The sequence below is a fragment of the Synechococcus sp. SynAce01 genome (assembly GCF_001885215.1).
Classification (GTDB): Bacteria; Cyanobacteriota; Cyanobacteriia; order PCC-6307; family Cyanobiaceae; genus Regnicoccus; species Regnicoccus frigidus.
On record NZ_CP018091.1, the window covers coordinates 2520950 to 2543312 of the forward strand.

The following is a 22363-nucleotide window of genomic DNA, read 5'->3' on the forward strand; positions in this document are numbered from 1 at the left end:
GGGGCCTTAAGGCCTCAAAGGTCCTGGAGGCTGTCGATGACCGTTTGCTGAAAAGCCTGCAGGTTGGTGGAATCGCTCAGATCCAAGCCCTCGCCGGCGGCGTTCTGGCTGAGCTCCTGGAAGTGGAAGGCGCCTTCCCCATGGGCAAGGAACTCCATGGCGGATGTTTCACCGCTCTCCTTGAAGGCGTCGTGCAGGGCCATGAAGGCCGCATCCTCGGTGAAATCCCAGCTCATGAAGGTGTCAAGGAAAGACGGTTCAAGGAAAAGCGGTTCAAGTAAAGACGGTGGGGCAAGAGGAAGAGAGTCTTCTTTAGCAGCTCCACTGCATGACCTTTACTGCCTTCCCCCCCGACTTCGTCAACCTCTCGGCGGCGATTCGTGGGCTCTCCCAGTCAGAATTCCATTCAGCAGCACCTTTTCGATTGGATCCCTCTCCCCTTCCCACCAGCCCGAATCCCGCTGGCGAACAGGCTTTGAGCGTGCTTGGAGAGCCCCTGGAGATCTGCAGCTGCCAGCCCCTCACCGGTTGGCGCCGTGACGGACGCTGCCGCACCGACAGCAGCGACCTGGGTCAGCACACGGTTTGCTGCGTGGTCACCGAAAATTTTCTGAGCTACAGCCGCTCCCAGGGCAACGACCTCAGCACACCGATGCCGGCCTATGGCTTCCCTGGCCTCAAGCCAGGAGATCACTGGTGCGTCTGCGCTGCTCGCTGGCTGGAGGCCCATCAAGATGGCGTCGCTCCACCGGTGTGCCTGGAAGCCACCGAACAGTCGGCCCTGCAGATCATTCCGCTCGAATTGCTGCGCCAGACGGCCGTGAAGGCGTAAGAGCCAAGGCCTAGGCGGCTGGCCTGGCCTGCTCACCAGGGAATCTCGGCCCCGTTCCAAGCCAGGAATCGCCCGCTCTGCTCCGGTCCCTGCACCTCCAGCACGTCCAGCAGCTGGCTGGCGGCCCGTTCCGGGCTGAACAGCCGCTCGGACGGTACCGAAGCCCGGAACGGCGCCGAGAGCGGCGTTTCCGTGGTGCCGGGATGGAGCAGCGACACACAGGCCAGAGGAAGCCGCCGCTGCCACTCCAGCGCGAGGCAACGCAGGAACTGGTTCTGGGCCGCCTTGGCTGCGCGGTAGCCATACCAGCCGCCGAGCTGGTTGTCACCGATGCTGCCCACCCGGGCCGAGAGGCTGGCGAACAGCACCGGCTCGCTGCGGCTCAGCAGCGGCTCGATCGCCTTTGCCAGCAGCAGGGGCCCGTAGGCATTGACGGCAAACAGCTGCTCAAGGGCCTGGCGGTTCACCTGGCGCAGGCGTTTCTCCGGCTGCAGGCCGCTTTGATGCAACAGGCCTGCGGTGTTGATCACCAGTCGCAACGAGGAGCGCAGCGGCTCGAGCGCCAGAGCGAACCGCTCCAGGCTGGAGTCATCAGTCAGGTCGAGCGCCACGCTGCGCACGCCTGTGGCGGGGTCGTCCGGGCCTGGGCACCAACCCTGACGGCTGGCGGCCCAGAGCGTCAGGCCGGGGGCCCGGCGGCCCAGTTCAGCCAGCAGGGCCCGACCGATGCCGCCGCAGCCGACCACCAGGGCGTCGCCCCGCCAATGCCGAAGGCCGTGGGCCCCGTCGGCACTGGGGTTCAGGGCTGAGGCCATGACCAATTCCCGCTCTTGGATGTCGCATGATGGCGGGATGGCGATGCGGATCGGCGTTCTGGGACAGGGTGCATGGGGCCGAACCCTCTCCGGTTTGTTCGAGCAACAGGGCCATCGGGTGCAGCGCTGGTCCCGCACGCATCGAACCGACCCGGCCAGCCTGCTAGGGGGCCAGGACCTGATCATCTGTGCCGTGGCCATGGCCGGTGTTCCCTCGCTCGCTCGCCAGCTGGAGCCGGCCTGGCCGGATGGTCTGCCGCTGTTGAGTGGCACCAAGGGCATCGACCTGGAGCAACAACTCACCGCCTCCCAGGTCTGGCAGCAGAACCTGCCGAGTATGCGCAGTGTGGTGCTGAGCGGACCGAATCTGGCCACCGAGCTGGAGCAGGGCCTACCGGCCGCCAGTGTTTTGGCTTCCTCCCATGCCGCCCTTGCCGCTGAACTCCAGCGTGAGCTCAGTAGTGATTCGTTTCGCCTCTACACCAACAGCGATCCGGTGGGCACCGAGTTGGCTGGAGCCCTGAAGAACGTGATGGCGGTGGCGGCCGGAATCTGCGATGGGCTCGACCTGGGCACGAACGCCAAGGCCTCCTTGCTCACACGGGGTCTGGCCGAGATGGGCCGTCTGCTGGTGGCCATGGGCGGTGCCCCCGCCACCCTCTACGGATTGGCCGGGTTGGGCGATCTCCTGGCCACAGCCAACAGCTCCTTGAGCCGCAACTACCGCTTCGGTCGCCTGATGGCGCAGGGGGTGAGCGCAGCCGAGGCCAGGGAGACCCTCCAGGCCACCGTGGAGGGGCCGATGACTGCCAAGGCGGCCATGGCGCTGGCCCGCCAGCACGATCTGAGTCTGCCGATCTGTGAACAGGTGGTGGCCTTCGTCGAGGGGCTATCCACGGCCGATCAGGTGCTCAGAATCCTGATGGAGCGGGAGCTCGGCCAGGAGAAGCGATGAGAGGCCTTCCAGACGGGGCCACTCCGCCGGCCGTGCTGATCAACGCGTTCGCCGAAACCCTGGAGCAGGGCAATGGGGCGGCGGTGGTACTGCTCGACAAACCGGCCTCAGCAGCCTGGATGCAGTCGGTGGCCTCCTGTTTCAAGCAATCAGAAACGGCCTTCCTGCTTCCCATGGCCGCCCTAGAGATCCCTGGCCCGGGCCAGGACCCTGCCCCAAACCCTGATCAGCCGGCGTGGGCCCTGCGCTGGTTCACGCCGAGCTGTGAGGTGCCGCTCTGCGGCCATGCCACCCTCGCCGCCACCTTGGCGTTGGCCCACTGGAAGCGATTGGCTCGGGGATCGGCCAGCTGTTTTCAGACCCGCAGTGGCGGCCTGACGGTGCGTTGCCACCCCGACCACCCCGAGGGCGAGGGCCTGACCAGCAGATCCAGTGCTGGTTCCGCCGATCTGGTCTTGCCTGCATCGCCCCTGGAGGCCTGCCCCTTGCCCCAGGATCTCTCTGCTTTTCTCGGGGTTTCCCTGCAGGCCAGCTGGCGGTCCGACCTGGGCTATTGGGTCGCCCTGCTGGCTGAAGCCGCCGACCTCGCGAGCTTGGATGGCCAGGCCTTTGCGCTGGCTCTGGCCGGTGAGCTGCGCGCCGGCCTTGTATTGATGCAAGGCTGCCCGAGTGGCGAAGGACGGCCGCTGGTGATGGGGAAGCCAGCCGACTACCAACTCCGCTTCTTCGCGCCTGGCCTGGGCATCAGCGAGGATCCGGTCACCGGCTCAGCCCATGCCCTGGTGGCCCCGTGGTGGTGCGCCCAACGGCAACGCCGCCAGGTGGTGGGCTGGCAGGCGTCGAGCCAGGGGGGCGGAATGCTCTGCGAACGGCTGTCTTCAGGCATGATCCAGTTGACAGGCTCGGGGCGATTAATTTGGGATGGCGTCCTGATAACTGGCTGCGCCGCTGGCGCGACCGCCGAATGGCGGCGGTGCCTTCCAGGCAGCTGAAGCAATTTTTACTGGGCGCTCCCCTGGGCGTGTGTGCCATTGGTGTGGGCTTCCTGGCCCAATCGTTCCGCCCTGCCCCGCCAATTCCCGACGACCGCGTCCTTGATGCGCTGCTGCCGGCCGTCACCGAACCTGCCAAAGATCAGGCCGTCGAAGAGCGCCGCCTCGAAGCCATCGAGGCCCGCCGCGCCGAGCCGGCTCCTTCTGCTCCCGGCCTGCCAGATGGTGCAGCAACCCTGGTGGAGCCGGCCCCCGGTCAGTCCGTTGCCCTGGAGATCCGCGTGGCGCTGTTGCGGCAGGTCGGCCAGCCCAGTCTCACGGCCACCGGTCCTTGGACGCTGCGCAGCAGTGACGGAGACGTTCTGCTCCAGGGAGCCGCCCAGACACCGCTGGCACTCGCGGCCCTGCCAGCGGGGGCCAACGGCCTCTGGCTCTCCACCACTGCTGGCTCTGCCCTGCTGGTCAACGGCCAGGCCTACGAGGGCCGGATTCGCTTGCTTCGCACGGGCGATGGCCTGACTCCGGTGAACCATCTTCCTCTGGAGCGCTATTTGATGTCGGTGGTGGGAGCGGAAATGCCTAGCTCCTGGTCGATCCAGGCCCTCAAGGCCCAGGCGGTGGCGGCCCGCTCCTACGCCCTGGCGCATATGGCCAGACCTGCCGACCCCCACTGGCATCTGGGGGACACCACCCGCTGGCAGGCCTACCGGGGCTTGGCTTCGGTCACGGACCGCACGGCCGAAGCGGTCAGGCGCACCGATGGGCTCATCCTCAGCTACCAGGGGGGAATTGTTGAAAGCCTCTACGCGGCCAACAGCCAGATCACCGTGGAGGCCCATGGTCATCTGGGCGCCAGCATGAGCCAGGAAGGCGCGCAAGAACTGGCCCTCAGTGGCCTGACCTACAACCAGATTCTCGGCCGTTACTACCAGGGAGCCTCCCTGGCCAGGCTCCAGATCGGTGCCAAGAACTGAGCGCCTCTGGCAGGCGGCCCTGGAGCGCAGCGACCAGGCTTGCCGCCAGGGCAGTTTAGTCCCCCTGATCACCCGCCTCGTCAGCCCAGAGGGCTGGGCTCCGTTTCAGTTGCGTCGCCTCTGCTCCGCCACGCCGAAACATCTCAGGGCAGCAGGTCCCCGCGCCAATCCCTTCCTGCCCTGGGAACCCCCGCTGGAAGTGGAGCGCCTGGGCGAAAGCCATGTGCTTCTGCTGAACAAGTATCCGGTCCAGGCGGGACACGTGCTGCTGATCACCCAGAGGTGGGCTGCGCAGAACGACTGGCTGGAGGCGGCCGACTGGCGGTCTGTGCTGGCCGTGGATCAAGACACCACCGGGCTGTGGTTCTTCAACAGTTCTGCCCAGGCTGGAGCCAGCCAACCCCACCGTCACCTTCAGCTCTTGCCCCGCCACAGGGGGGAGCCTTCCTGCCCGCTGGAGCCTGCCCTTCGCGCCCAGCTTCGCGGTGATGCGGCGCCCTGGCCCTGGCTGTATCAGCTCAGGGCCAGGGCAGCGGGGGAGACCGCCTCTGACCTGGCGACCCACTACCGCGAAGGGGCGATCGCCCTGGGCCTGGGGGATCCCGCCGCCGCCGGAACCCCTCCGCCCCCCTACAACCTGCTGTTCTGCCGTGAGTGGTTCCTGATGATTCGGCGGCGCCAGGAGCATGTGGCCGGCTTCAGCATCAATGCGCTCGGCTTTGCCGGTTATCTGTTGTTGACCGAGCACTCCAATCTGGACTGGTTGAAGGCCCATGGACCCTGGGCCCTGCTTGAAGCGGTGGCCACCAAGGTTCCGTGATTTCACGGTTGCCAGATCGAAGCGACGGGGATCTTTGTGGAAAAGGAAGCGGCGTCCAGCGCCCTCCCCAGTTCCCATCCCATTGATCGATTGCTCCGCTCCCTTATGTCCCACCCCATCGCTGTGGATTTCGGCAAGACCGACTCGGTCGCTGCCGAGAAGCTCAACCAACGCAATCGCCGCGTGGCCAGCTATCGCGAGTTGGTCCGGCCCATTGCCCTTCACTACAGCGCTCTGAGCCCCGAGTGCGCCGACGACCTTATCCAGGTTGGCCTGCTTGGTTTGATCCGGGCCGCTGAGCTTTTTCTACCCAGCCTGGGGACGCCGTTTTCAGCCTTTGCCCGGCAGCACATCCGCGGTGCCATCCTTCATTACTTGCGAGATCAGGCGGCGCCGATCCGGTTACCCAGGCGCCAGCAGGAACTCGAAGACCGCTTGCGCCAACTGAAGCGGACCTGGCCCATGCAGGCCGGCCGCGAACCCAACGCCACGGAGATCTGCGCCGCCTTGGGCTTGGGCCTGACCCAGTGGCAACGGTTTGAGCAGCTTCGCGGCCTGGCCAGACCGGTGTCTCTTGATCTCCACGGGATTGAGTTGGCCGCTCCAGACCAGCCCGCAAGCGCTGGCTCAGGGGCTGAGGAAGGAAGGGCCATGGCGGTTCTCGAGGGGCTCGATCCCGGCCTGCAAGCGGTGGTCAGGCGGGTGGTCCTGGAGGGCTGCAGTCTCCGGCAGGCCGCCAAAGCGATGAATGTCAGTCCGATGACCGTTCACCGCCGCCTGCGCACGGCTCTCGTCGAGCTCAGGAGCCGACTGAAGGAATCAAGCCAGGATCTTAGTTCTGAGTTGAGGGTCCATCCCGGTGCATCTGTTGCTCCAGCGTGTTGATGGCCGCGCTGACAGCCGCCAACTGCCGTTCCACACCGTCGCGCCAGAAGGTGAGCATGCGCAGCTTGCGCTCCTGGTAGGCACGGCGACTGGCCTCGGGGTCACTGTTGCTGCCGGAGCAACAGCCGAAGGAGGGGAACATGGAAAAATGGTTCAGGACCAGACGGTTCTAGCGACCGTTCAGCGGTTGCGGTGAAGGCTTGAATCGACCTGTGCCATTATCAACCGCTAGTGAGATCCCCTGTCTGCGCGCAGCCAGATCAGTACAGCCGGATCGATCAGCACAGAACCAGTCTTTCGGTTGTTGGATCGCTTGAATTTCAGAAACGACTTTGCCGTCTCCAGGGGATGCGTTCTTTCCCTCACCGTGGCCCTCTCCGGCGCCGCCGTTCTTCAGGTCGCTCCGGCCCAGGCCTATGTCTCGCTGATGGCGGGCCAGTCTGCCCGCCCCCTCAATGGCACCTTCAACAAGGTGCCCGTGCTCCACTCCAATCAGCCGGAGGAGGTGTTCGGACCCGGCATCTTGATCAACACCGCACCGGGTTCCGCCTGGGCCCGGGAGACCGGCCAACGGCTCGACAATGCCACCTTCACCTTCAACGGTGAATTTGGCCTGCATGCCCATCACAAGTATTTCCCTGAAGATGCCAGCCGCCTGGGCGGACGCTATGTGCGCGGCAAGCTGACGATTGCCACCATCGTGATCAATCCGGGGGCGAAGCCTGTCGCCCTGGAGTTCGACCGTGGTGCTGTTCGCAACAGTTTCGAGGCTCCCTATTTAGGCAACCACCTGATGGGAGTGAAGCCGTTGGGGCCGCGGCCCTGGAACACCGGACCGGGTGATGCCACAGCCGTGATCATGCTGCGCAATCAACTGGATTCGAAGATGCCTGCAAGCTTCGTGATCCCTCCCAAGAGCCGGGCCGTTCTCTTCCACACCCGGCTGCCGGCCCGTGGCATTGCCAACGGCCTGTTGCGGGGGCGCAGCGACGGACCGTTCCAGATGGCGGTCATCGCTGCGGAGGATCCCAAGACCGATGCCGACCTGATTGCCGTCCTTGATCAGGGTGTGCTTGCTCCAGGCCGCACCTATCTAGATATGTTGCCCAAAATCAATGATGGCAGGGTGTTCTCCCGGGTCGGTGGTGTGGCCCTCGGTGATGCCTATGAGGCCCGTCTCAGCCACGATCTCAGCAGCGGTCCACTGCATGTGCCGCTCACCAGCACCCCTCGCCACAATTTCGGAACCCGTGACGTCCAGGTGAATCAGCTGGCCAGCCGCATGCTGGATTCGGCTCTCGACAACATCGGCACCTACGGCGTGCGTTTTGATGTCAATCTCGATCTCAAAGGCAGCGGGCCCTACGAGTTGGTTCTCAGCCATCCGACAGCTCCTGGCAAGCAATTCACCGCCTTTCGCGGTTCGATCGGCATCGAAACCAGCGAGGGCTACCGCGAAGTTCACGTGGGCATGCAATCCGGGGAAAGCCTTTCCCTGGGTTCACTCAACATCTCCCCCGGGGTGAACAATCCGCTGAGGGTGAGCCTGGTTTATCCGGCTGATGCCACGCCTGGCCACTTACTCAGTGTTGTTCCGGCCTCTCAGCTCGCCCAGCTGCGTCAGCGCGAGCGCCAGGTGGAGGTTGCCCGCGCCGAAGCGGCAGCAGCAGCAGCGAGAAAAAGGACAGCTCCTCCAGCTCCCCCGGCCGTGGCCGGCACCGCCAGACCGCCTGTCGTGGCCCCTGCCCCCGCACCCGCGCCGGCGGCCAACAGGCCAGTCAGGCCAGCCACACCCAGGGTCAATCCCTCCCCGGCAACTCCCAGGCCTCCCCTCCTGCCTCTGGGCCGTCCGGCCGTGATCCCCGCCTGGATGCAGCCCTTACCACCCTTACCCTTGCCCCGGCTGAACCGTGGCCTGCCTCAAACAACTCCAGGCCTCCCAGGCAACCGGGACACTCCCCAGGTCACCCAGTCGTTGCTGGATCGCTATCAGCAGGCCGCCACTGCCCAGCAGGATTTTCTCAACCAGATGATGGAGCGCTAGATCTGCGCCGCCGGTGAGCAGAGGTAGGAGCAGTCGTGGCTGAAGCTGAACGACCGATACGAAAGCGCTTCAGCCTCGATCTGCCATTGGATCGTCTTGCGCAGTTTGATCAGCTCTGCAGCGAGTGGGGGTATCGCAAACGGGGCGATGCACTGGAGCGACTTCTCAACCATCTGTTCAGCAGTGAGGAAGATCTCGAGACTGAAGACGACAACCAAGAAGCGCTCGTCTTGCATGAGAATGGTTCTCTCGTGCTCCTGGCCAACAGTCACCAAGCCGAACTGGTGTTCGACTTCGAAGCGGCTAGCACTCCGCTAGGTGCTGAGGGCTTGCTAGCTCCGGAGACCACGCGAGCCGCTGATCCGCAGCCTCCTGCAGGATCACGGGGCAGAGGCTCAGGAATCGATCTGCCCGGATTTGTCAAGCAGAAATCCGACCGCTTGCGGCAGAGCCTGCATCCCCGAGCGACAGGGTCGGTGCGGAGCCAGGAACCGCTGCCGCCGTTGGCCCCGATCGATCTGGATCAAGCCTTGCTGGCTACAAGGGAGCATTGGCTCAGTCTTTATGGCACCGAGGCCAATGCGGCGGTGCTGGAGGCCTCCATGATCTGGCTGGCCCAGGAGATCTGGCCCCAGTCCGACCAATCCGATGGCCGCCCGTTCACCTGGTCGTTGGCTGAGCAGTGGATTCTCGGTGTCATTCCCGCCTGGCCTGCAGGGCCGGCCAGTTTCGATCGGGTGATGGTGGCTGCCGGATTGCTGGAGGATCCCTTCAGCACCGAAACCCTGACGCTGCGGATCCCCACCTTGATCCGTCGTTTTGTGCACCGCTTCCGCCGCCGGCATCGCGGCACCTCCTTCCAGACCCTGGAGCACACCATGACGCTGCAGGGGGCCCTGCGTCAGCTGAACCTGCCCACCCAGACCGGGCATCGCCTCAGTCTCAATCAGATCAGAGAGGCTTACCGCGAGCAGGCCTTGAATCACCATCCCGACGCCGGCGGCAGCGCCGATGCGATGCGCCGCCTTAACGAGGCCTACCAGTTGCTGAAGGAGCTCTATCGCGCTAAGGCCTGAGTGCCTCATGGTTCGCATCTTGGTCTTATGTCTAGTCTTGACCTGAGTCTTGGTTGAGTTCGGTGATCTAGCGATTGGGCCCTTGCGTTCTTATTCGCTCTCGCCCTGGCCTGCAGCCTTCAACTAGCTGGTTTCAGGTTGCAGGCCTTCGCCAAGTTTCGGGTTTTGGTCATTGGGTGAGGTGGATGGCTTTTGGTTGCTGGTCCCTGGTTTCTGCCCAGCGGATTTGCTGTCCAATCCGGTCGTTGGCCACTGTCCAGTACTAACGAGCCCTTCCCTAAACCTTTGCCAGGACTGGATTGCCTGTTCTTGCGTACCTGCTTAAAAAGCAGGTACGCAAGCTGATGAGCGCCTTCGCCGTGCTCTCTTTATGGTCCAGCACGCGATCAGGACGAGGGGAAACAGGGAAGTTGGTGAAACTCAATGTTGCGATCGAGGGCTTTGGCCAGCACCTGGCGATCGCGCCGGGCGGCCCAAAGTTCCAGATCAAGGTTGCCAGTGCCTAAGACTCCGATCTTCATCGTGTTTTCTGATAGCTGACAAGACAAGGACTGAACGCGCCCGGTCTTGGTTTTGTCCAGACTGATTGCGACTCGAAGTAGACCTGAGAGAACTCGAATCATCTGGCGATGTGCTTTTGACAACTTCTTGAAGCGTTTATGCCGTTTGGTTGGAGCCGCTTTGCAGTGGTAACGCATCAAAATGGCGATCAATGACGTTTCTTCATCGGTAAAGCCCCGTGGAATTGTCCGCTTAATAATATCTCGCGAGTTTTTGTGGTGTTTCCGGAAAGATATGTACATGCCGATATCATGAAGTAGGGCGGAAAATCGCAGCAGATTGCGCTCGAATAGGGTGTAGGAATGAAGCTTTTGGGTTTGGTCGAAAAGCTGTAATGCCAAGCTGGAAACGTGTTCATTTCTCTGCCAATCGGAATCATATTTCAGGGCCAGTTGAGCCACCTTCCGATCGCGTAGATTCGTATAAGCCGGAAAGGATGTGACCCTGTGCGTGTGTTGCTCAAGATAGTTTAAAATCATTCCCTCACGCAGAGACGCATCGCAAAGGGTGATTTCTTGGGCGCCAACCATGTTCAACAACTGCATGAGTAAGACGCCGCCCAGTTGGATAGCATCGGCTCGTTTCTCGCTAATTCCATCGAACTTGGCGCGATCTGCTGCTTTGATTTTCAGCAATTCATGCGTCAGGCGTTCGATGTCTTTGAGTTGAACTGTTTCGGCATTCACCGATTGCCAAGAATCGCCGCCGGCCAGAAGATTGGCTGCCTCTCCTAGCGTACGAATGGAGCCCGAGGTACCAATCACCCGGTCGAAACCGATGACTCGAATCTGGTCGATTGTCTGCTGGGCCAAAGCCTGGATGTGTGCTTCAAGAAGGTGGCAAGCCTCACTACCTACGGGACCTTGATCTTCAAACATATCGAGTAGGCGAAGCACTCCCAACTGCAGGCTCTTGCTGAAAAGCAGGTTTTGCCGATCACCAATCACAGCTTCCGTGCTGCCGCCACCGATATCAAAGATGAGGGCTTTATCCACGCCAAGTGCGATTGAATTACGAACGGCCAAGAGAATCAGACGGGCTTCCTCTTTGCCGGAAATCATCCGGGGAGTCAGCCCACTGCGGCTCTCCACATCGCTTAAAAAGGCTTCACCATTCTGCGCTTCGCGTATGGCGCTGGTTGCGGCGGTTATCACCTGATCAACGCCAACCTGTTCAGCGAACCGCACATAGCGCTTGATCACGTCTAAGCCAGTTTCAAAGGCGCGATCGCCGATTTGCCTGGTTGCGAAAACCCCACTCCCCAGCTTGACCATCTCTTTTTCGCGCTCAATCACTTTGAAATTCCGCTCGGCGATCGCCTCCACGATGATCATGTGAATGGAGTTCGTCCCAATATCGATCGCGGCGAGTTTCATCGATCAGCCAGACGTCAGTTTCGATCATCATGACGTCATTTTCGTTTGATGGAGCTGACGTGGACCCTAAAAACTGAACCAGTCCTTATGAGAGCTTCCCTATTGGCCAGACTTGGCCAGGAGAAGCCCAATGAAACGCAAGCGCCACAACCCAGAGCAGATCATCCGCAAGCTTCGGCAGGCCGAGCAGCTGCTCAACCAAGGTCAGACTGTCGCCGATGTCTGTCGGGCCTTGGAGGTCTCGGCTCCCACGTACCACCGCTGGCAGCAGCTCTACGGAGGAATGAAATCCAGCGAGGCCAAGAGACTCAAGGAGCTGGAGCACGAGAATACTCAGCTCAAACGATTGTTGGCCAACGCAGAGCTCGACAAGGCCATGTTCAAGGAGCTTGCCGAGGGAAACTTCTAAGCCCGGAACGACGCCGCAGAGCCGTTGTGGTTCTGCAGGATCGATTCCGGGTTTCGCAGCGGCGCGCCTGCCGTCTGACAGGACAGAACCGCACCACCCAACGCCGACCAGCACGCGTTGTTGATCTTGAGGAGCACAAGCTTCGGCAGAGCATCCTGGCGTTGGCACGTCGCCATGTGCGCTGGGGACGGCGCTTGGTCTATCGGCGCCTGCTCCTGGATGGCTGGAGCGTGAACCACAAGCGGGTGCAACGGATCTGGCGGGAGGAAGGGTTACAGCGGCCTCTGCCCCGCAAGAGGAAGCGCTCGAGAGCGGCAAACGGATCGAGAGAGCTTCTGAGGGCCGAGTACCCACATCACGTATGGGCGATTGATTTCCAGTTTGATCAGACTATGAATGGCAGAAATCTCAAGTTCTTGAATGTCGTGGAAGAATTCAGTCGCGTCTGTCTGGCCATTCGGGTGGGCCGGCGCTGCAAGGCTGTGGATGTGATCGACACGATTGAGGAGCTACTCAAACAGCATCCAGCACCCACCCACTTGAGGATGGACAATGGACCAGAGTTTATTGCCCATGCCCTGCAGGAATGGTGCACAGGAAGTGGCACTGGCGTCGCCTATATCCCACCAGGATCACCCTGGGAGAATCCATTCGTTGAATCCTTCAATGGCAGGCTCAGGGATGAATTCCTAAATATTGAACTCTTCTCATCGGTCAATGAAGCCAAGATCTTGGCGGAAAGGCACAGAATGGAGTACAACACATACAGACCGCATTCGGCTCTCCAAGGGCGTACGCCCTTGGAAGTCCTCCAGCAATGGAGAGCGGCATGACAACCCCACCAGCTCTCACTGGAACTGGACCACTGATGGGGGTCACGTCAGAGCCGCTCGGTGATGACCGCAGTCATCGCCAACCGTCGCTTGCAGCTGGATTGAGCTTGGACTTGATGCACCCCTCATTGTGTCGATGCCAAGTTGGGCTCTCTCGCGGCCCGCTCTTGTTCTGGCGGCATCGCGGCGGATTCACTTTGGCAGCGAAAATTCGGGTCGTACTGCTGGTGGCTTGATTGGAACTGTCTGCTTCAGGCTCCTGTGAGTCTCATCCAAGTCCTGTTCTCGGTCTTGAAATGAGTCTTAAGCTACTCTAAGGTGTCTCATACAATTCTCTTGAAGAGTCTTCTTGCTTGACTCATCTACGTCAGTTGAGTCATCGCGCTTGCATGGTTTTGCTGGTTCACGTGATCCTCAGCGCGTGTGTTATTGGCTGCGTTCTTCCGTCGCAAGCCCGCTGAAGTGAATGTATCAGACATCCCAATCAGGACTTATGGCTAGTCCCATTCAAAGACCATTTCTAGAGTGAAGGCTTTGACGCGACTGTTCTGCGCTATCGCTTGTCTCGCAGAAGAGTTGCGCTTGTCTCGAATGAGAAGTGAAATGGGTCCAATACTGAATCCAGAGCTGGATTCGCGAGTAAGTTCGTCCAGTCCGCAGCGGCCTGGGGCCCTGTTCCGCTCCCCTATTGGGCAAAGACCCTCTTGAGGGCAGACCCTTTTGGGCGCCACAAAACGCCTGCCTGCGCGAAGAACCTCGGCAGGTAGCCGTCACCCCTGAGCAAAGGGTGCTGACGGGGCGGAGTTCCAGCTGGAGTTTTAGACCGAGGTCTGCATTCCCTGGATCAGGAAGTCGAAATAGGGCGCGGCAACGGCGGCGTCTTCAGTGCCGAGCAGCACCAGGGAAGCGGCTTTCAGGCTGCGCATCCCCTGCACCATGCCCGCCATCGGAACGCCCAGGCTGTTGTACATCTCCCTGGCACCGACCAGACCGATCTCCTGGATTTTTTCAGTGCTGCCGGCCATCACGCCATAGGTGACCAGGCGCAGGTACCAACTGAAATCACGCAGGCACTGGGCCCGCTGCCGCTGACCGTAGGCATTGCCACCTTGGGCGACGTAGTCGGGCTTGAGTTCGAACAGCTGTCTGGCCGATTCACTGACAATTTTTTTCTCGTTTTCGCTCAGCACCCGGGCAATCCTGATGCGCTGGTTACCGCCCGAGAGGAACTGCGCCATCGAACGCAACTCACCGCCGCTTGGATAGCGGAGCTGATCATCGGCTTGCAGGATCAGATCCCGGACAACGCTCATTCACTCGACCACGCGCCCAGGCATCCTATCGACCCTTTGGCCCAGGGGAGCCCCAAGGGAGCCATGTGTAATGCCCCTTTGCATCTAGGGTCAAAGTTCGTTTCTGCTGGGCCGAACCCGGTGCTGGGGTCTTGCTGATGGGGTGCTGTTAATGGTCTCTAGCTTGCCGGCAACAGGCATCGAACTGGAGCTGTGCATCCACGGCCTCAACCACGAGGGACAGGGTGTGGCCCGTACGGCTGATTCCGCAGAAGGTGAGTCTGGTCTGGTGGTTTTCGTGCCCAATGCCCTCCCTGGCGAGAACGTGCGCGTGCGTGTTCAGCACCGGGCCCAGCGCCATCTGGTGGCCGAGCTGATCACACGCCACAACGATTCTGCCGATCGCCGCAAACCGCCCTGCATCCTCGCTAACGACTGTGGTGGCTGCAGTGTTCAGCACCTTGAAGACCAGGCCCAGGCGCTCTGGAAGCAGACGTTGGTCCAGGAAACCCTGCGCCGCATTGGCGGGCTGAGCATCGAAAGCGAGCCGATCATTCCGGCCCAGGCTCCCACCGATTACAGGAACCGGGCGGTGATTCCCCTCGAGCGCACCCCTGAGGGGCGCTTGCGAGCTGGCTTTTACCGCAGTGGCAGCCACCGGATCGTGAACATGAACCGCTGTCCGGTGCTCGATCCCCGCCTGGATCGCCTGATCGCTCCGCTCAAACACGATCTGGAGGTCAGTGACTGGCCGGTGGACGTGAACCTCAGTGAAGGCGGTGGGCTGCGCCATCTGGCCCTGCGGCTGGGCCATCACACCGGCGACGTGCTCCTCACCCTGATCAGCAGCCATGACGACCTCCCCGATCTGGCGATCCAGGCCGCGATCTGGATGGAGCGCTGGCCTGAGCTGGTCGGGGTGTGCCTCAACCTCCAGCCCCGGCCCAACAACACCCTGATGGGCCCGACCACCCGCTGCATCGCCGGTCGTCCCTGGTTGATCGAGCGTTTCGCCGGCCTTCAATATCAGATCGGTCCCGATACTTTTTTCCAGGTCAACACCGCCCAGGCAGAGCAACTGCTGCCCTTGCTGTTGCAGGCCCTGCAGCCCTCGCCTGATCGCAGAATTGTCGATGCTTACTGCGGCATCGGCACCTTCACCCTGCCGCTGGCGGCTGCCGGCGCCCAGGTCCTGGGCCTTGAACAACAGGCCGGCAGTGTGGAGCAGGCCCGCATCAATGCCGCCCTCAACGGCTTGAACAACGTCGAACTGGAGGTCGCCGATGTGGCGATTGGCCTGCCCGAAGCCCTGCGCCACGCCGATGCCCTGCTGCTCGACCCGCCCCGCAAGGGCCTGCCGCACAAGGTCTGCGAGGCCATCGTGGCTGACCCTCCCGCTCGGGTGGCTTACCTCAGCTGTAACCCGGCCAGCCTGGCGCGGGATCTGGCCAGGCTGAGTGCCGATGGCCGCCTGGTCGTGCGCAGCATCCAACCGCTCGACTTCTTCCCCCAGACCAGCCATGTCGAGGCGTTGGCCGTGCTTGAGCGGGTGATCAGCTCCTGAGCTGGGCGCCGAACTGCTTGGCCAGGGCGTCACGAATCGCGCTGTGGCTCGGCTCCACATCGGCTTCAGTCAGGCTGCGTCGGGGATCGCGGTAGCGCAGGCGGAAAGCCTGGCTGACGGCTCCGGCGCCGACCTGATCACCGGCATAGCGGTCGATCAACTCAGCGGACTCGAGCATCGGTTGACCAGCTTTGCGAATCGCAGCCAGCAGTTCGCCTGCTGTGACCGTGGCTGGCACTACGAGCGCCAGATCTCTCTCCGAGGCCGGCACGGTCGCGTAGGGGGCATAGCTGGGCTGCCAGCGGTTGCGCCGTGTGGCCGCCGTGAGCAAGGGGGCGAGAGCCAGCTGAAACAGATAGGTGGCTTCTGGCAGGTCGAGGCTTTCGGCCCGAGCGGGATGGAGTTGGCCGAACCAGCCGGCCACCTGGCCCTCGACCACTAACTCGGCGGCCCGGCCGGGATGCAGCAGTAACGGGTCACCGAGATGGCGATCGACGCAAGGAATGGCCAGGCTGGTCAGCGCCTGTTGCAAGATCCCGCGCGCCTGGAAATAATCGGGGTGGCTGGGCTTACCGCCATTGCTCCAGAGCTCACTGCGCCGCTCAGCGCAGATAATTCCGGCGAGTTCGAGATGCTCCCTGGGAACCTCGTTCCCATCGGCGGGAGGGCGGAACACGGTGCCGATTTCGAAGCCCCAGAAACCGGCTCGCGACGCCTGCAGATTGCGGCGAGCCGCCTGCAGCATCTCTTCGATCAGGTTGTCGCGCAGGTGGCTGTAATTGGCGAGCAAGGGGTTGGCCAGGGGCACCCGCAGCGCCGTGCCGAGGCTGGATTCCGCCGGCACCAGGGAAAGGGCGCAGAGTTCCTGCAAGCCAGCTGAACAGAGGGCCTGACGCAGCCGTCGCTCCGCCCGTTGGACTGGCTCCAGGCCCCCTGGGCAGATCGGATCAGGCAAGTGGCTGGCGAACTGGTCGTAGCCGACCAGGCGGGCCACCTCTTCGATCAGATCGACTTCCCGTTGCAGGTCCATCGCCCGCGATGGGGGCACCGTCACGGTCCAGCCCCCGTCACCCGCTTCGAGCCGGCAGCCGAGGGCTTCGAGGGTGCCGGTGATCCGTTGATCGTCCAGATCCACTTCGGCGCCGTCCACCAGCACCGGACCGAGCAGCTGATGCAGGGCGTTGCGGCGCAGTTCCAGGGGCGGCGGCGGCGGGCCAGGTCGTTGATGCAGCCAGCGTTCGCCCACCTGGGCGCCAGCGATCTCCTGCAGGAGCGCGACGGCTCGATCCGCTGCCGCCAGGGTCACCTGCCGCGGCAGGCCCTTTTCAAAGCGCAGGCTGGCGTCTGTGCGTAATCCGACGCTGCGGGCGCTGCGTCGCACCGCCTGGGGCGCGAAGACGGCGGCCTCCAGCCAGAGGTTGGTGGTGGCCGGCTGTACGCAGCTGTTCGCCCCGCCGATCAGCCCGGCCAGGGCCACAGGTGTGCCGGCATAGGTCACCACCAGGGCCTCGCTGCTGAGGCGATGCTCCAAGCCATCGAGGCTGGTGAAGGCTTCATCGCTGCGCGCCTGGCGCAGGCCAATCCGCTGCGCCGTTGCCTCGCCGCCGCCAAGCCCGGCCAGGCGGTCGGAATCAAAGGCGTGGAGGGGTTGGCCGGTTTCGAGCATCACCAGGTTGGTGACATCGACAACGTTGTTGATCGGCCGCAGGCCGGCATGCTCCAGGCGTTGCTGCAGCCACTTGGGGGAGGCCGCCACAGTCACCCTGTTGAGGGCGGTGAGGCTGAACAGGCCACCGGCTTCGATCGCCTGCTGATCGGCGGCGGCCACCGCCAGAGGTTGCGCCTCGATCGCCCGTGCGGGGACGCTGGACTGCAGGGGGGCTCCGGTCAGGGCGGCGACCTCCCGGGCAATGCCCAGCATCGACAGACCATCGGGGCGGTTGGCGGTGATGGACAGCTCCAGCACCTGGTCGTCGAGGCCCAGGCTGGGCCCGACGGGGCTGCCGAGCGCTGGCACCGTTTCCAGCAGCGCATCGAGCACGGCAATGCCGCTGGAGTCGTCAGCCAGGCCCAGCTCCTTGAGGGAACAGATCATGCCGCTGCTGGCCACGCCCCTGAGCTCAGCAGGCTTGATCGTCAGGGCGACGGCCTGCAGGTGGGCACCCACGAGGGCGACCGGCACCTTCTGGCCAGCCTGCACATTGGCAGCGCCGCAAACAATCTGAAGCGGGCTTTCTGCGCCGACGTCAACGCGGCAGACATTGAGCTTGTCGGCGTTGGGGTGGGGAGTCTTCTCCAGCACCTGACCCACCACCACGCCTGCGGCGCTGGCGGCGAGATCCTCGATCTGCTCGACTTCGAAACCGGCGATCGAGAGCCGATCGGCAAGCTCCGTCACCGGTCCATCCCAGGCCACGAGTTCCCGCAGCCATTGGAGCGAGACCCGCATCCGCCTTGAACCATCAAAGACTTGCCAATCTTAAGGAGAGGGGGTGGGGGGCTCTGCAGGTAAGATCAGATGTTGTCAGTTCGCATCGCACAAGCGGCGCACGTCCTTACATGGCTAAAAACAAGGGCGTCCGGCTCGTGATCACTCTTGAGTGCACGGAATGCCGGTCCAATCCCGCCAAGCGGTCTCCCGGGGTGTCTCGTTACACCTCCCAGAAGAACCGCCGTAACACCACCGAACGGCTTGAGTTGAAGAAGTTCTGCACTCACTGCAACAAAAGCACGATCCACAAAGAGATCAAGTGAGCTCGGCGCTGAAGTGATTGATCGATCGTTCGTTCAATCTCCAGTGCTCTGCCAGTCAACCTTTCTTCCACCCTGCCTGTTTCGATTTCATGGCCAGTTCTTTTTTCAAAAAGCGTCTTTCACCGATCAAGCCCGGTGATCCGATCGACTACAAAGACGTCGATCTTCTCAAGAAATTCATCACTGAGCGTGGCAAAATCCTGCCCCGCCGCCTCACAGGTCTTACGGCCAAGCAGCAGCGTGATCTCACCAACTCGGTGAAGCGCGCTCGCATCCTGGCCCTGCTCCCCTTTGTGAATCCTGAAGGCTGAGTAGCGCCTTGGCCCTGCAAACGGGGGATTTGGTTGGCCTGATCGGTCCGAAGGGACCGGAACTGGCTGTGTTGGTGGCGCTCAACGGCTCCAAGGCCAGCCTCTGCGTTGGCTGGTCGGGGCGCTCTCAGCAGCTCCCGCTGCGTCAGCTTGATCCAATCGCTTCTTCCCCTGACAGCCAGGCGAAGGCTGGCCGGATCGACCGAGCTCCTTGGCAGCTTTCGGAACCTGCCCTTCTCGCCCTCGATCCCGGCCCCAAGGATCTGGCGGCCGCTTGGATGTTACTTGGCGATCAGGCCTGCACGCTCGAGGATTTTGTGGAGCTGGTGGCCAGCGCCGATACCCCGGCGGCTCGCGCGGCCTGTTGGTTGGCCTTGCAACAGGGCAACCAGCTCTTTTTCCGTTGGCGCAACGCTGAGATCCAGCCCCGCTCGCTCAAGGATCTGAGGCAGTTGCGGCGCGAGCGGCGCCTTGCTCGCCTCGCCGACCAACGCCGCGACGCCTGGTTCGAGCTGCTGCGTCAGCGCCTTCCAATTGAGCCGGCAGCTCTGGCGGCCCCGCAGCGCGATGAGCTTGAGCTCCTGCTTTCGCTCGCTGCGGGCTCCAGCGATGTCAGCTTGTCCCCGGAGCTGCGCCGTGGCTTGCAGCAGGCCGGTTGCGCGGCGGAACCCGGTCCGATCCGCCATCTGTTGGTGGATCTGGGCCAATGGGAGCCCCATGGCCTCCCCTCGATGCGCCGCAGTGTCTGGGAGCGGGGCTTCAGTGCCGAACTGCTCGAGGAGGCCGGCCGGCTCATGGCCAGCGCCGACCAGGAGACCGCCAGCGACCAAGGCCGCTGTGATCTCACCGGCCTGCGCACCTACAGCCTCGATGACGCCGAAACCGAGGAGATTGACGACGCCCTTTCCCTCGAAACCCTCCCAGATGGCCGCTGCCGGATCTGGGTCCATATCGCTGATCCGGGCCGGCTGGTGCCGGCCGGTTCACCCCTGGATCTTGAGGCGCGGCAACGGGCCTCCAGCCTCTACCTAGCGGCGCAGGTTGTGCCGATGTTCCCCTTCGCGCTGGCCTCAGGGCCGTTCAGCCTGCGCCAGGGTCAGCGCTGCCCTGCCTGGAGCACGTCGATCGAACTGGCCGCCGATGGCGCTGTCGCGAACTATGCGATCAAGCGCAGCTGGGTGCGCCCCACCTACCGGCTCACCTACAGCGATGGTGATGACCTGATCGAGCTGGCCCCACCCCAGGACGCCGACCTGGCCCAGTTGCATCTGCTGTTGCAGCAGCGCCGGCAGTGGCGACTGCAGCAGGGAGCCCTGCAGATGGAGCAGCCGGAGGGGCGGATCCGCACCGACGGCCAGCGGGCGGAGCTGGAGATCACCGAACCGACAGCGGCGCGGGCCCTGGTGGCCGAAGCCATGATCCTCAACGGAGCTGTGCTGGCCGAACACGGCGCCAGGCAGGGCCTGGCTTTGCCCTATCGCGGCCAGCCCGCTGCTGAGTTGCCAGCGGAGGCCGAGCTGCTGGCGCTACCTCCGGGGCCCGTGCGTCATGCAGCCCTGCGCCGCTGCCTGGCGCGCGGCAGCAGTGGCGTTCGCCCCTCAGCGCACTTCAGCCTTGGCCTGCCGGCCTATGTCCAGGCCACCTCTCCGATCCGCCGCTACGGTGATCTGGTGGTCCAGCGCCAGCTGGCGGCCCTTGCTTCAGGAGAGGAGCCGCTGGGCGAAGACGCCCTGGCTGAGGTGCTCAACGAGCTTGATCCGGTGTTGCGTGAGGGCATCCAGATCAGCCGCGAAGATCAGCGCCACTGGCAGCAGGTTTGGTTCGAGCAGCATCGCAGCGAGCATTGGCAAGGGTTGTTTCTGCGCTGGCTCCGCCCCCAGGACCGGCTCGGTTTGGTCCATCTCGAGGCGCTGGCCATGGATCAGGCGATGCGCTGCCCGGACTCTGCTGCCCCCGGTGATGGCTTCACTGTCACGGTGCAGCAGGTGGATTCTCTCTCTGACCTGCTCCGACTGGAAGCGCGCTGAGTCAATCCGCCAATCGGGAGGCCCGCAACCACGGTCCCCAGGGATTCGCCACGGCAATCAAGGCAACCTGGCAGGGACCCTGCTGGGCTTCCAGCCAGCTGGCCAAGACAGGCTCAAGCGTGATGACGGGCCAGCTGGCTGAGTTTGTGTCCAGCCTGTAGCCGCCTGCGCCATCAGGGTGCAGGTGGCCGCTGAACCTTTGGGCCTGGGCCTCTTGCGGTGGCGCCATCGCGGCGCTCCCCGCTGGCCCACACCAGCGACCTGCCGCTGAGATCAGGCTTGGATCGGCCAACGCTGCGTGCTGGCGCCGAGCGCGATCGGGATGGTGCCAGGGGGTATCCCAGAGCGGCACGGGGCTGGCCGGTGCCTTGGGATCATTGATCAGGGCCTGTTGCAGTGGCCGCAGCGGCAGAGCGACCGGGGGCACACCCAGGCGCACTGCCAGGGCGGCCGCCGCTCCTGCTGCCTGGCCGATGTTGAGGATCAGCGGCTGCAGCCGGGTGGCGCCGTTGGCCATGTGGCTGCTGCTGAAGCACTTGTCGGCCGTCAACAGGTTGTCAACCGCCGCACTCACCAGGGCGCCGTAGGGAATGCAGAAGGGGGTGCCGCTCCAGCGGCCGCCCCAGCGGCAGCTCTTGGCGGCCAGGGTCCAGTCTTCGCCGGGATAGTGGTGATCGTTGGCGTAGTTGCCGACGGCAATCGATTGCACGGCCTGGGGTCCAATCGACGCGCCATCAAAAGGAAGCGGCGCGATCGAGGCTCCCGGGCCGCTCGGCAGCAGATCCTGCTCTTTCACCGTGATCTGCCCCAACAGCCTCCTGCCCTCTCGCCAGTAGGGCATCAGGGCGAGGGCAGAGCGGCCGGTTGTGGCCGGATCGCCTGCCTCAGGGAACACCGAGCCCAGCTGCATCCAACCGTCGGTGGCCTCCACGCAGGCGGCGGCAAAAGCGAGGCTATGGGCACGCATCTGGCCGTAGAGGTGGCTTTCAGCGACGGGATCGCCGCTGAAAGCTCCGCCGAGATCTCCGTGCCAGTCGTTGCCATGCAGCGGCCAGTTCAACATCACCTGACCGCCAGGCAGGCGCCCGTAGGTGATGGTCCGCTCCAAGCCGAAGTGGCTGCTGGCCTGCTCAAAGGGCGCCGCCAGCCGCCGCCCGTCCGGGCAGCCGCCCTCTCCCAGCTGGCCCATCACCACCCAGGTGGGGGATTGCAGCCGTTGGCGCTGGAAAAATGGCTCCGCCTCCAGTCGCGCGCGCAGCGGGGCACTGGGTTCATTCCATTCCTCGCGGGCTTCCCAGCCCAGCCGGAACGGCACGCCTGCTAGTGGCAGCAGATCGCCCCGGTCGCTGCCATCGACCAGCACCTCGAAGGGGAGCCGCAGCAGCTGGCCGCCCCGCTCCACGGTCAGGGCTAGCAGGCGCGAGCCCAGGCACTCCACGTCCCGGAGGCGGCAGTTACTCCACCAGCGGGCGCGGGGTTCTGCTGCCAGCCAGCGCCGCAAGATGGTTTCTGCCGTGGCTGGCCGCCAGCCGAAGCAACTCACCCAGTTCTGATCGAGCCCTTCGGGTTCCTCTTGCTGCAACTGGCGCAGCAAGGCTCCCCACAGTCCCGTCTGCCAGGGCGAGAGCTCGTTGCCATCGGGAGCGCAGACCCCGGCAGCGCTCACCATTCCCCCCAACCAGGAGCCCGGGGTGAGCAAGAGTGTGGACGCTCCGCTGCGGGCCGCCTGCAGCGCCGCCGCCACACCACCGCTGCCGCCTCCCCACACCACCACCTCAGCGCCGTCTTCGATCCTGTTGATAGCGACTCCCGGCGAACGGCCGGATTCTGAAGGAGCGGCAGC

21 protein-coding genes are annotated in these 22363 nt (G+C 63.5%); 13 read left to right on the forward strand and 8 right to left on the reverse strand.

Features of this window, described 5'->3' with window-relative positions:
* Window positions 1-14: 14 nt before the first annotated feature.
* Complete coding sequence (locus BM449_RS13095) at window positions 15-236, reverse strand: hypothetical protein (protein WP_071801592.1); 222 nt, start codon at window positions 234-236, stop codon at window positions 15-17.
* Window positions 237-481: 245 nt separating this feature from the next.
* Between BM449_RS13095 and BM449_RS13100 the strand changes: the two genes are divergently transcribed.
* Complete coding sequence (locus BM449_RS13100; RefSeq protein WP_233831368.1) at window positions 482-832, forward strand: DUF2237 domain-containing protein; 351 nt, start codon at window positions 482-484, stop codon at window positions 830-832.
* Window positions 833-864: 32 nt separating this feature from the next.
* Here BM449_RS13100 and BM449_RS13105 read toward each other — a convergent pair whose 3' ends face one another.
* Window positions 865-1647 carry an SDR family NAD(P)-dependent oxidoreductase gene (locus BM449_RS13105; protein WP_071801594.1) on the reverse strand — a complete coding sequence of 261 codons (783 nt, stop codon included), beginning with the start codon at window positions 1645-1647 and terminating at the stop codon, window positions 865-867.
* Between BM449_RS13105 and BM449_RS13110 the strand changes: the two genes are divergently transcribed.
* The 5 genes from BM449_RS13110 to BM449_RS13130 all read left to right on the forward strand — a co-directional run bounded on the left by BM449_RS13110 (window position 1646) and on the right by BM449_RS13130 (window position 6273).
* Window positions 1646-2602, forward strand: coding sequence for an NAD(P)H-dependent glycerol-3-phosphate dehydrogenase (locus BM449_RS13110; protein WP_233830778.1), 957 nt, complete (start codon window positions 1646-1648; stop codon window positions 2600-2602). The genes BM449_RS13105 and BM449_RS13110 overlap by 2 nt on opposite strands.
* Window positions 2599-3594, forward strand: a complete 996-nt coding sequence (locus BM449_RS13115) for a PhzF family phenazine biosynthesis isomerase (RefSeq protein WP_071801595.1) — start codon at window positions 2599-2601, stop codon at window positions 3592-3594. Before BM449_RS13110 ends, BM449_RS13115 begins: the two co-directional genes overlap by 4 nt.
* Window positions 3576-4568 carry a SpoIID/LytB domain-containing protein gene (locus BM449_RS13120; protein WP_233830782.1) on the forward strand — a complete coding sequence of 331 codons (993 nt, stop codon included), beginning with the start codon at window positions 3576-3578 and terminating at the stop codon, window positions 4566-4568. The genes BM449_RS13115 and BM449_RS13120 overlap by 19 nt, the downstream gene beginning before the upstream one ends.
* Window positions 4555-5388 (forward strand): ATP adenylyltransferase, encoded by an 834-nt coding sequence (locus BM449_RS13125; RefSeq protein WP_071801597.1) that lies wholly within the window; start codon window positions 4555-4557, stop codon window positions 5386-5388. The genes BM449_RS13120 and BM449_RS13125 overlap by 14 nt, the downstream gene beginning before the upstream one ends.
* Before the next feature lie 105 nt (window positions 5389-5493).
* Entirely contained in the window at window positions 5494-6273 is a 780-nt protein-coding gene (locus BM449_RS13130; protein WP_071801598.1) for a sigma-70 family RNA polymerase sigma factor, read from the forward strand.
* On the opposite strand, the gene BM449_RS13135 is transcribed toward BM449_RS13130, so the two are convergent.
* Window positions 6221-6415, reverse strand: a complete 195-nt coding sequence (locus BM449_RS13135; RefSeq protein WP_071801599.1) for a sigma factor SigF — start codon at window positions 6413-6415, stop codon at window positions 6221-6223. The genes BM449_RS13130 and BM449_RS13135 overlap by 53 nt on opposite strands.
* Before the next feature lie 285 nt (window positions 6416-6700).
* Here BM449_RS13135 and BM449_RS13140 point away from each other — a divergent pair, with 285 nt between their 5' ends.
* Window positions 6701-8317 (forward strand): DUF3370 family protein, encoded by a 1617-nt coding sequence (locus BM449_RS13140; protein WP_083544681.1) that lies wholly within the window; start codon window positions 6701-6703, stop codon window positions 8315-8317.
* Here the strand turns inward: BM449_RS13140 and BM449_RS15470 are convergent.
* Window positions 8314-8553 carry a hypothetical protein gene (locus BM449_RS15470; RefSeq protein WP_233830785.1) on the reverse strand — a complete coding sequence of 80 codons (240 nt, stop codon included), beginning with the start codon at window positions 8551-8553 and terminating at the stop codon, window positions 8314-8316. The two genes, BM449_RS13140 and BM449_RS15470, sit on opposite strands and share 4 nt — an antisense overlap.
* A gap of 267 nt (window positions 8554-8820) precedes the next feature.
* Between BM449_RS15470 and BM449_RS15475 the strand changes: the two genes are divergently transcribed.
* Complete coding sequence (locus tag BM449_RS15475; RefSeq protein WP_233830788.1) at window positions 8821-9393, forward strand: J domain-containing protein; 573 nt, start codon at window positions 8821-8823, stop codon at window positions 9391-9393.
* Window positions 9394-9779: 386 nt separating this feature from the next.
* On the opposite strand, the gene BM449_RS13150 is transcribed toward BM449_RS15475, so the two are convergent.
* A complete protein-coding gene (locus tag BM449_RS13150; protein ID WP_071801601.1) occupies window positions 9780-11330 on the reverse strand; it encodes a Ppx/GppA phosphatase family protein in 1551 nt (516 codons plus the stop codon).
* A gap of 130 nt (window positions 11331-11460) precedes the next feature.
* On the opposite strand from BM449_RS13150, the gene BM449_RS13160 reads away from it, so the two are divergent.
* Window positions 11461-12572 (forward strand): IS3 family transposase gene (locus tag BM449_RS13160; RefSeq protein ID WP_120352794.1). Its coding sequence is split into 2 segments (ribosomal slippage): window positions 11461-11719 and window positions 11719-12572, totalling 1113 coding nucleotides; the frame shifts between segments, so codons are not numbered across the junction.
* Window positions 12573-13390: 818 nt separating this feature from the next.
* Here the strand turns inward: BM449_RS13160 and apcD are convergent.
* Complete coding sequence (gene apcD, locus BM449_RS13165; RefSeq protein WP_071801603.1) at window positions 13391-13885, reverse strand: allophycocyanin subunit alpha-B; 495 nt, start codon at window positions 13883-13885, stop codon at window positions 13391-13393.
* 163 nt (window positions 13886-14048) lie between these two features.
* Between apcD and rlmD the strand changes: the two genes are divergently transcribed.
* Window positions 14049-15428 carry a 23S rRNA (uracil(1939)-C(5))-methyltransferase RlmD gene (gene rlmD, locus BM449_RS13170; protein ID WP_233830791.1) on the forward strand — a complete coding sequence of 460 codons (1380 nt, stop codon included), beginning with the start codon at window positions 14049-14051 and terminating at the stop codon, window positions 15426-15428.
* Here rlmD and pheT read toward each other — a convergent pair.
* Window positions 15418-17877 carry a phenylalanine--tRNA ligase subunit beta gene (gene pheT / locus BM449_RS13175; RefSeq protein WP_071801605.1) on the reverse strand — a complete coding sequence of 820 codons (2460 nt, stop codon included), beginning with the start codon at window positions 17875-17877 and terminating at the stop codon, window positions 15418-15420. The genes rlmD and pheT overlap by 11 nt on opposite strands.
* Before the next feature lie 110 nt (window positions 17878-17987).
* Between pheT and rpmG the strand changes: the two genes are divergently transcribed.
* The 3 genes from rpmG (at window position 17988) to BM449_RS13190 (ending at window position 20520) form a co-directional block, all read left to right on the forward strand.
* Window positions 17988-18182 (forward strand): 50S ribosomal protein L33, encoded by a 195-nt coding sequence (rpmG, locus tag BM449_RS13180; protein WP_071801606.1) that lies wholly within the window; start codon window positions 17988-17990, stop codon window positions 18180-18182.
* An 89-nt stretch (window positions 18183-18271) separates the two neighbouring features.
* Complete coding sequence (gene rpsR, locus BM449_RS13185; RefSeq protein ID WP_071802293.1) at window positions 18272-18493, forward strand: 30S ribosomal protein S18; 222 nt, start codon at window positions 18272-18274, stop codon at window positions 18491-18493.
* 8 nt (window positions 18494-18501) lie between these two features.
* Window positions 18502-20520: a ribonuclease catalytic domain-containing protein gene (locus tag BM449_RS13190; protein ID WP_311134029.1), complete on the forward strand. Its 2019-nt coding sequence runs from the start codon at window positions 18502-18504 to the stop codon at window positions 20518-20520.
* Window position 20521: 1 nt separating this feature from the next.
* Here BM449_RS13190 and BM449_RS13195 read toward each other — a convergent pair whose 3' ends face one another.
* Complete coding sequence (locus BM449_RS13195; protein WP_071801607.1) at window positions 20522-22294, reverse strand: FAD-dependent oxidoreductase; 1773 nt, start codon at window positions 22292-22294, stop codon at window positions 20522-20524.
* Window positions 22295-22363: the final 69 nt, after the last annotated feature.

Bases quoted from the DNA above. Each gene is read 5' to 3' on its own strand.
- BM449_RS13110 (WP_233830778.1), top strand. From the start codon at position 1,646: ATGACCAATTCCCGCTCTTGGATGTCGCATGATGGCGGGATGGCGATG.
- BM449_RS13140 (WP_083544681.1), top strand. From the start codon at position 6,701: ATGGCGGGCCAGTCTGCCCGCCCCCTCAATGGCACCTTCAACAAGGTG.
- apcD (WP_071801603.1), bottom strand. From the start codon at position 13,885: ATGAGCGTTGTCCGGGATCTGATCCTGCAAGCCGATGATCAGCTCCGC.
- BM449_RS13130 (WP_071801598.1), top strand. From the start codon at position 5,494: ATGTCCCACCCCATCGCTGTGGATTTCGGCAAGACCGACTCGGTCGCT.
- pheT (WP_071801605.1), bottom strand. From the start codon at position 17,877: ATGCGGGTCTCGCTCCAATGGCTGCGGGAACTCGTGGCCTGGGATGGA.
- rpmG (WP_071801606.1), top strand. From the start codon at position 17,988: ATGGCTAAAAACAAGGGCGTCCGGCTCGTGATCACTCTTGAGTGCACG.
- BM449_RS13115 (WP_071801595.1), top strand. From the start codon at position 2,599: ATGAGAGGCCTTCCAGACGGGGCCACTCCGCCGGCCGTGCTGATCAAC.
- BM449_RS15470 (WP_233830785.1), bottom strand. From the start codon at position 8,553: ATGCAAGACGAGCGCTTCTTGGTTGTCGTCTTCAGTCTCGAGATCTTC.
- BM449_RS13135 (WP_071801599.1), bottom strand. From the start codon at position 6,415: ATGTTCCCCTCCTTCGGCTGTTGCTCCGGCAGCAACAGTGACCCCGAG.
- rpsR (WP_071802293.1), top strand. From the start codon at position 18,272: ATGGCCAGTTCTTTTTTCAAAAAGCGTCTTTCACCGATCAAGCCCGGT.
- BM449_RS13150 (WP_071801601.1), bottom strand. From the start codon at position 11,330: ATGAAACTCGCCGCGATCGATATTGGGACGAACTCCATTCACATGATC.
- BM449_RS13105 (WP_071801594.1), bottom strand. From the start codon at position 1,647: ATGGCCTCAGCCCTGAACCCCAGTGCCGACGGGGCCCACGGCCTTCGG.
- BM449_RS13095 (WP_071801592.1), bottom strand. From the start codon at position 236: ATGAGCTGGGATTTCACCGAGGATGCGGCCTTCATGGCCCTGCACGAC.